The sequence below is a fragment of the Pseudomonas sp. genome (assembly GCF_032058845.1).
GTDB lineage: Bacteria > Pseudomonadota > Gammaproteobacteria > Pseudomonadales > Pseudomonadaceae > Aquipseudomonas.
This window is the reverse complement of sequence record NZ_DAMCCR010000017.1, coordinates 48,411-56,635: the sequence shown is the minus strand read 5'-3', so window position 1 is coordinate 56,635 and position 8,225 is coordinate 48,411. Positions and strand designations below refer to the sequence as shown.

At 63.7% G+C, this 8,225-nt stretch carries 9 protein-coding genes; all 9 read right to left on the bottom strand.

The genetic code is table 11. The annotated features are described in order from the left end of the window. A partial coding sequence (locus RT028_RS05595) for a TerD family protein (protein ID WP_312933324.1) occupies positions 1-541 on the bottom strand: 541 nt, incomplete at its 3' end. Next, positions 538-1,125 carry a TerD family protein gene (locus RT028_RS05590; RefSeq protein ID WP_312933322.1) on the bottom strand — a complete coding sequence of 196 codons (588 nt, stop codon included), beginning with the start codon at positions 1,123-1,125 and terminating at the stop codon, positions 538-540. The genes RT028_RS05590 and RT028_RS05595, both read right to left, overlap by 4 nt. 2 nt (positions 1,126-1,127) lie before the next feature. After that, a complete protein-coding gene (locus tag RT028_RS05585) occupies positions 1,128-1,883 on the bottom strand; it encodes an HAD family hydrolase (RefSeq protein WP_312933320.1) in 756 nt (251 codons plus the stop codon). Further along, complete coding sequence (locus RT028_RS05580) at positions 1,880-2,833, bottom strand: HpcH/HpaI aldolase/citrate lyase family protein (RefSeq protein ID WP_312933318.1); 954 nt, start codon at positions 2,831-2,833, stop codon at positions 1,880-1,882. Before RT028_RS05580 ends, RT028_RS05585 begins: the two co-directional genes overlap by 4 nt. Next, complete coding sequence (locus tag RT028_RS05575) at positions 2,833-3,924, bottom strand: cysteine protease StiP family protein (protein WP_312933316.1); 1,092 nt, start codon at positions 3,922-3,924, stop codon at positions 2,833-2,835. The genes RT028_RS05580 and RT028_RS05575 overlap by 1 nt, the downstream gene beginning before the upstream one ends. After that, complete coding sequence (locus RT028_RS05570; protein WP_312933314.1) at positions 3,917-4,675, bottom strand: trehalose phosphatase; 759 nt, start codon at positions 4,673-4,675, stop codon at positions 3,917-3,919. The genes RT028_RS05575 and RT028_RS05570 overlap by 8 nt, the downstream gene beginning before the upstream one ends. Further along, positions 4,665-5,786 carry a phosphoribosyltransferase domain-containing protein gene (locus tag RT028_RS05565; protein ID WP_409567175.1) on the bottom strand — a complete coding sequence of 374 codons (1,122 nt, stop codon included), beginning with the start codon at positions 5,784-5,786 and terminating at the stop codon, positions 4,665-4,667. Before RT028_RS05565 ends, RT028_RS05570 begins: the two co-directional genes overlap by 11 nt. Before the next feature lie 61 nt (positions 5,787-5,847). After that, a complete protein-coding gene (locus tag RT028_RS05560; RefSeq protein ID WP_312933310.1) occupies positions 5,848-6,981 on the bottom strand; it encodes a trypsin-like peptidase domain-containing protein in 1,134 nt (377 codons plus the stop codon). Positions 6,982-7,050: 69 nt separating this feature from the next. Then, on the bottom strand, positions 7,051-8,049 hold the full coding sequence (locus RT028_RS05555) for an ATP-grasp domain-containing protein (RefSeq protein ID WP_312933308.1): 999 nt from the start codon (positions 8,047-8,049) through the stop codon (positions 7,051-7,053). Positions 8,050-8,225 lie beyond the last annotated feature (176 nt).

Here is an 8,225-nt window from a genome sequence, read left to right as displayed (position 1 = left end):
GCGACGGGGCTGGGGTGGCGCTGGAGGCAGGCTCGGGCGCTGCAACGTCGACACCGAAGTGGGTCGCCAAGGGTGCCAGCCCGCCAGCGAAACCCTGCCCGACACAACGGAATTTCCACGCGCCCTGGCGGCGGTAGAGCTCGCCAAGAATCAGCGCGGTTTCGTTCATTCCCGCCGTTGGGATCTGCGCCTCCAGACCACCGGACAATGTCATGCCGAGACTGGCAACACGAGCGAAGGTCGCCTTGTTTTCGTGAATGGTGGCGGTCAGTGCGATTTTTTCGATGGCTGCGTCCAGCCTGCTCAGGTCAATCGAAAACACCGCGCGCCCGGCGGCGCTTTCAGCCAGCTGAACCGCGCCGGCCAGCACCGAGGGCTGACCGTAGAAGCACATGTCATCGTCACTGCGCACCTTGCCGCTCGCAGCAAGGGCGAAGGCGGACACGTCGATGTCCGCCCCGGCAATGGCGGAATACAGCACTTCCACCCGGGTCATGCCGGTCGCAAGCGCGGCGTTCGCGCCGGGAGTCAGCGCGGTCATGCGCGCACCGCCTGGGCCGCGAGGCCGACCAGGTCATCGACCGTGCGTCCGCTGGCAGTGGAGCCGATGGTGTGGAACTCCCAGCCTGATGCGCCGCGCGACAAGCGTGCCATGACGATGCCTGTGTGTGCGCCCTGCTGGGACAGGTTGAATCGGGCCAGCTCATTGTTGTTTGCCGAGTTGATGATGCGGCAGTAGGCGTTCTGTACTCGCTCGAAGTTTTCCCCGGTGAAGGAGTTGACGGTAAACACCAGGTGCGTCACTGCAGCGGGCAGGCTGTGCAGGTCGACCTCGATCGACTCGTCATCACCCTCGCCTTCGCCCGTGCGATTGTCACCGTTGTGCACCACCGAGCCGTCACGGGAAGTGAGCTGACGGAACCACACCACGTCCATCGACTTCAAGTTGGCATCGAACAGAATGCACGAGGCATCCAGGTCGATGCCGGCGCCGCCACCAAACAGCTTGCCCAGGAACCCGGCTTTGACCGGGTCCCAGCCAAGGCCGAGCGTCACCTTGGACAAGCCACTGCCCGCGGTTTTTTCGAGGGAAATGGTCTGATTCTTCGAGAGAGTGAGTGCCATGTTTACGCTCCTTGTTGGTCGTCATGCTGCTGGTTTGCGCGCCCGCTGCCGGTCACAGGGTTGTTCAGCATCTCGCCTTTTTGCAGCTTGGGGCCGATGCGCTGAATGTTCAGCCGGCCGCGCTGCCAGCGCGGATGGAAGTGCCGCCAGTGAGGTTCCTGTGCGGCAGCCAGCAACTCATGGTCGCCACGGGTATCGCCCCAGGCACGCAGGCGGTATTGATCGAGCGCGCCGTAGACAGCTTCAAGACGCAGGACCTTGGCCTCGCAGCGGCAATTGTTGCCACTGATGGCGCCCGTCAGGCGGCCATCGACCACCTCCAGTTCCGTTGCGATCAGCTTGATCCCCAAGTGCTCGGCAAAAGGTTTGAGCACGATACGCGGCGACGCTGAACAAATCGTGACATGCGCGCCACTGGCCACTTCCGCAGCGACCGAGCGTACGCCCGCCGGGCGCATCAGGCGCTTCCAGTAGGCGGCACGAAACTCGCCAGCCTTGCGCTGCACCCACTGTTCCTCGACCCCGGTCAAGAAGGTGGCGATCAGGATGGCCTTGAGCTCGTCACGGCTCAGGCCCTTGCCGAGGTAGCGGAAACAATCGGGCAGCATGCGCAACGCGCGCCCCGCGAAGGCACGCTTGCCGAAGGCGTAGAGCAGAAACGGTAAAAAGCTGTCGCGATGGGTCAAGGTGCCATCGAAGTCGAACACTGACAGTACGTCTGCGCCTGCAGGGCCCGCCTCCATCATTTCCTGGGTCATCGAGCGACCTCCGCTAGTCGTACGGGTTCTGCAATCGCGCCATCGACAGGCTTCACGCCGTGCCACTTGGCCCGTTCAAGAATGTTCACCGCCCAGCTGTGGTGGGTGGCTGGTTCAAGCATTGCATCGTTGTGCCTGAACACCGCCGGAGCGGTGTCATTGACGATCATCCGTGCGCAGTTGAGGTCTTCGATGGAGACTCGGAAGGCTTCATTGATCGGCGCAATCTGCGAAGGATGTACCGCGGTCTTGCCCACCAGGCCATGGGCGATATCCAGCTGCAGCTCTTCGGCGAGCAGCTGCGGAGTGGCCAACTGCTCGAACACAGGGCCGGTCAGTGCAAAACCTTGAGCGCCGAGCACCCCTGCCAGCATCGGAATCACGTAGCCCATCGGGGTCTGGTACAGCGTGGTGGCGGGGTTGCGGCGCAGCCCCAGGCAGCTCATGAGGTCATTGCCACCGATACGCAAGGCCAGCACCCGCTCACCAAGGGCCTCGTGCATCGCAAAACCCAGATCCGACATGGCGCTGGAATGGAACACTTCACGGGTTTCCAGCGTCGGCATCAGCAGCAGGTCAGGGTTGCACACCGCGCCTGCCCATTGGCTGAGGTTGGCCATCGACAGCTTTGGCAACACGAAGCCGTCGACACAGGCAATGTCGGGCCAATCGTTGAGAGAACCCGCCATCTGCGCGTCTCGCGGGCGAATGAACACCAGCGGTCCGCTTGCAGTATCGGTATGACTGGCATTTGATCTGGCCTGGCTGAGCACAGCGCGCAACGCGTCGAGCGCATGCTCCACGTCCATGGCCGCTACCGCGTCTTCCAGACAGATCACCATCGAGCGCAAACCTGGCAGCTTCGTACCCTGCATGACATCAAGGATGTCGGGCCTAGTCGCCGGCATGTACAAGGTGGCACCGAGAGCAAACGGTGAAATCTTTCCCATCAACTGACCCCCCGAATTATGGTGACCGCGCGATAGGGGCCAAGTTCATCGCCTACGGCCTGTACCTCGATGCCTGCGCGGTCTGTGAGATGGATCAGCAGTTGTACGTCGGCATCCTCACGGTCGCGTACCAGTACCTGATCGGGTACCCGCCGCAGCACGGCTCGAGTGGCTTCGGCGATCCCGGGCTTGATGCGGTTGAGGTTGCTGATACCGAAGCGGCCTGCCAAGCGTTGCACGACTTGCAGGGCCTGGAGCTGCAACTGCGCGGCTTGAGCAGCGCTCCAGGGATTGGCAGGCTCCACGGCCACCCCTGCGCGAGCGGCCTCGATGTGCTCGATGAAGCTGCGGGTCACATCGTGCGGGCGCAGCTCGTCATACACCACGCAGCCATGCAAACCGCCATCAGCCGGCCATATGGAGCGCGAGACCAACCCCGAAACCGTAGCGCCAAGAATGCCCGAGGGAATGATCCAGTCCTCGGCCGAAGCCGCCAGCCAGGCGCGTCCGCAGGGGTCAGCCAGCACCACCATGCGTGGGCCGTTGGGGAAGCGAGGGTCGTGCCCCAGGCAACGCGCCAGCTCCCCGGCAATGGCGCCCTTGCCGGTCCAGCCATCGACGAACACGATGTTCTGCGCGCCATGGGCGCCGATGATGGCCTCAAGCGCTGTTTCATCGATACCGCGGTCGCGCACGATGCTGATGCCGTAGTGGTACGCATCGCGGCCAAGCCCGAGCAAGGCGCGGCGCACCAGCACCCCCAGCGGCAGACCGGCCCGGACGAAAGACACCAGCACCAGGGTGCCTGTTGCGTAGTGCTCGGCCAGCGACAACGCCAGCGATTGCACATCGGCCGCCATGCGCAAACCATTCTGCCGCAGGCTGCGCTCGAACAGCGCCATATGTGTGGAGGTAGGCGCGTGTTCAGCGCTGATCATTTCTGAATAGTGCTTCTGCCGCGTCTGGATCAGGCGTTCCTTCTCAAGCACGTCGGTCATGGCCAGGTCGACGGGACGCAACAGAAAGTGCACGTCATCGGACAGGTAACTGCCACTGCCGACGGTGCTTGAAGCGAGGTCGAGATCATTCATCGGCATGCTCCCGCACCACAGCCGCCAACTGGCTATGTGATGGCGTTGCCCAGAAATCGCAGAGATTCATGAAGCCGAGGTCGGTGATGCTGTCGCCAAACCCGAGCACCAGACGCTCACCGTGTTGCAGACGGTCACGGGCCAGGTAGTGCTGCACCGCCGCGCGTTTGCACAAGCCGCTCGGCAGCAGGGCCAGGTTGTTGCCGTTGCGGTGGCTGTGCAAATCAGTGAGCAACCCTTGTGCTTGCAACGCCTCCAGCACCCGCTGCAGATCGTGATCGCTCCCGCTGTTGTGCTTGATGACCACGTAGTGACGCTGCTCAGCCTCTTCCACTACCCATCCACGCAACGACACACCGAGCCTGTCGGCCAGGCCCAGCGCGGTATCGCACAGGGCTGGCAGGCGTTCATGGAAAGGCGCAAGTACCTCACCCATCGCAGCATGCCAGTCTTTGTCGACACGCCCCTGAGGGTCGAGGATCAGGCCTCCGTGGGCGCAGATCGCCCCGTGAGTGAACTCCAGCCTGACCCGGTTGAAGGCTTCGGCGCTGCGCGCGGTCACCGGTAGTACATCGGCGGTGGCCAGCAACCAGTCGAGCAGTGCCTTTTGCACCGCGTTCTGATAGCCACTCACGTCGCCGTTCACGTCATACGACGCAGGGTACCGCGCGGCATTGGCGGGCATCTTGCGCGCGGTCTGGAACAGTGTGTCGTCCAGATCGACCAGTACCAGGGGGCGTTTATTGGCCATCGACGATCACCTCCCCATTCAACGCATCGATCAGTGCACGTGGCACCGCTCGGGCGTCGGTTTCGCTGCAGATCAGCACTCGGTCGAACTGCCCGGGCGCGACGTTGTACAGGAAATTGACGATGCCCAAGCCGTAGTTGTCGGAAAAGCTCAAGGCATGCTCGATGCAGTGGCCGAGCGCGATCGGCGAACGCGTCGTGGAACTGAACTGCACCTCGGCGCCCGCGCGCTCCAAGCGCTCGGCGAGCAGGAACGGCTTCCACACGAACTCACCAGTGCCCAGCACCAACACGCGTTGCCCTGGGGTAACCGTGACGCTGCGGCCAAGCGTGTCCGGCACCCCGCAAGTGCCCAGACGGCCCCAGTCATTGGCCGGGTTCAGCGGCCATTCGCCTTTGGCCACCGTGCCCGTTTCGGGCATCTGTGGCAGCGCAGCTTCCGGGTTTTCGGTGAATGCATAGGCGCCGCTGAGCAATGAAACCTGCTCCACCGAGGCGCCCAGGTCAGCGCTCAGCGCGCCGCTCGACCAGTCGGTGAGCACGCAGGTAACCACCCGTTCAACCTGATCGACCCCAGCCGCGACCAAGGCGCGGTGCAGGTTGACGAACGTACGACCCGTGGAGGCCTCGTCATCGATCATGACCAGCGAACGCGCGCTGCGCAGGCGCGCAGACAAAACCGGATCGGCCGGTTCGTGGATGAGGTGGGCGCTGGCATGACTGTGTTCTTCTTCAAAGCGCGTGAAGATTCGCTCGCTGACAGGGTGCCGCGTGCTGACCAGGTACATCGAATCTGCGCGCCCAGCGCTGTACACACGGTGTACTCCAGCGCCCAGCCCAACCGCCGTTTCGGCCATGCCGATCAACAACACCGGGCCCGGCAGGTCGGCAGGAATCTGCGCGGCCAGGGCCTGATAGGTCGCTTCCATCACCGAGGGTTTGACCGGAATATGCTTGCCGAGCACCTTCGAGACGAACAGAAAGGCCCGCTTGGGGTTGCGCCGCTCGGCAAATCCGAACAGCGCCTGCGCCGCGCCACGGCTGCCGTGCACATCGACGTCGAGCACACCACGGGTCAAGGCGGCGCTGAGCCGGATAGGTTGCTGGTTCACTGCACTGTGTTCCCTGTGTGGACGCCGTTCATCGAAGGTCGTCATAAGCCTGGGCACCGCATCAGCGGCGCGCCTCAATTTTCCAGAGCGAAGGTTGTGCGGCCCGGGCGATTTCCGCGGGGCTCTTCAGCGCTCCCGGTTGCGCAAGGCTGACCGGCACGTGACACGCCTCGAGAAAAGCGGCGAGCACCTGAGCCTTCACTGCGAAATTCATGTTCTGAGCGTCCGCCACGGTGGACGTGACCATGCCGATCACTGCGCCGCTGCCATCGAACAGCGGGCTTCCGCTGGAACCGGGCTGAATGGCGGCGGTGAACTGCAATAAGGTGGCATCGTTACGCAGCCCGAACAACGCCGAGATACCGCCTTGGGTGACATGCGCCCCACCCCCTGCAAAGCCTGCCAACGGAAAGCCTACAGCAGTGACCGGATCACCGAGTGCGCAGCCGCCGCTGGCAGCCACCTGGACTGGCTGCAGCACCACAGCGTCGACCCGCAACAGTGCGATGTCATTGGTGGTGTCGACCATGATCGGCTCGGCCCGGTGACGGCCACTGAAGGCGTGGATTTCGATCGCCTGCATGCCCTCGATGACGTGAGCGCAAGTCAGCAGCGTGTTGCCAGACACCGCGAAGCCGGTGCCAGTGGCGTATGCGGCGCTGGTATCTGGCGCCCCGCCACGCCCGGCGGGGCGTTCAGGATGATTTTCATCCAGTTCGACGCCCAGGCGTCGACCGAACGCAGCCAGCCCGTAGGCCGAGCCTTCGGCCAGGGCGCGAAATTTCCACTGCCCGGCCCGTTGGTAGAACTCGCCCAGGATCAAGGCACTTTCGCCCTGCCCGCTGACATCCAGCGTGTAGTGAATAGTCTGGTCGATGCGCAAGGTCAGCGACCCCAGGGCACTGACCGGCCCCAGATTGGCGTAGCGATAGACCAGCAGCAATACGCGGTCGCTACCCTCAGGCAGGTGGTCCAGGCGCAGCGCGCAGCCTACCTGGGCAGGATCGCCGCTCCAACTCATCCACGCGCACTGTTCGACATGGAACAGCGCGGCCGGCCCTGTAGGCGCGCGGCGCTCGTTCACTGGCAGCAGAGCGACACCAGCCGTCGAGCCAAAGGCGTCGGCCACGGGTGAGGTGAGTGTCCATGCAGTGGAGCTGGAGCCAATAGCGGTGTTCGCGCCGGGTGTCAGCATTGCTCGCTCCATGAGTGACCTGCGCCAAAGTGGCGGGATTGCGCAGCAGGCGTCGGCCACATAGGCACTTCAGCCCTGGGCCGGGACAGCGACGGTGATGGGTTTGACCCTGACCCCGTCGATCCACTGGCCGGCAGGTTCTGGCAGGCCGAGCCGGCGGGTGGCAAAGATGCCCGCCAGGTTGATACCGGTCATGCGGGTATAGCCGATTCCGCCAGAGTAGCGTGGATTGATTTCCAGAAGTCGCGGCTGGCCATCGATGTCGTCGCGGGTCTGTACGTTGACGATACCATCGCACTGGAAGTGCTCGGCAGCGGCGATCGCCAATTCAGTGGCGGCGCTGTCGCGCTCGAAGCACTGGTGCACGCCCGCCTTGCGCCGGCCGACATAGGCCACCACCCTGCCCGCTTCGCATACCATGTCGACCGAACACTCAGGACCTGGCAGGTACGGCATCACCAGCACTGCGTTGCGCTCGGGCTGGGTGCCATAAGCGTGCAGGTAGGTGGCGAAGTCGACTTCGCGCGCGTCAGGGTTGGCGAAGCAGCGAAACGGGTCAAGGCCTTCTCGCAGACGCCAGAACCCCTGCCCGTAGATACCCACCACCGGTTTCACGCACACCTCGCCGCTGGCGCGGCAGGCCAGGTAGGCAGCCTGCAGCTGCTCAACGCTGGTCACGGTGATGGCTGGAATGCAAGCCAGCCCAACGGCCTCGGCCATGGCAGTGAACGTGGCCTTGTCGTCGACGCAGGCGAAGGTGTGCGGGCTCAGGCCACCGGTGACCAGGCTCAGCCCGGCGCTGCTGAAGTCGGCGCGGTGCGCTTCATACAGCGCGCCCAGGCGACCGGCAACCACGACCTGAACGCCGTACTCGAGCGCAGTGCGGATGACCCACCGGATGCGCTCGTCGGAGTCGGCCGGCTCTGTCAGCGCGATATCAGCAACGCCTGTGATTTCAGGCCGATCTGAACGATGCGAGGCCAGCAGGCGAATGTGTGCCGGCAGTGCCTCACGGGCACCTAGCAGGATGTCGCGCTGAGACGCCTGCCCTTCCAGAAACCAGATCATGGATTACCTACGGTTCGTTGAACCTGCGCACCCACTGGGCCGCGTTTTGTCAAGCGTGAAATGCCGCACTGGGCATTTGTGATGCGGCGCTAGTATGGGCCCGAGCCGAGCTGCGCGCAGCCTTTCAAGTCGTTGAAAACAGGGGAATTGTATTGCGACTTGTGAACACGCCGGTC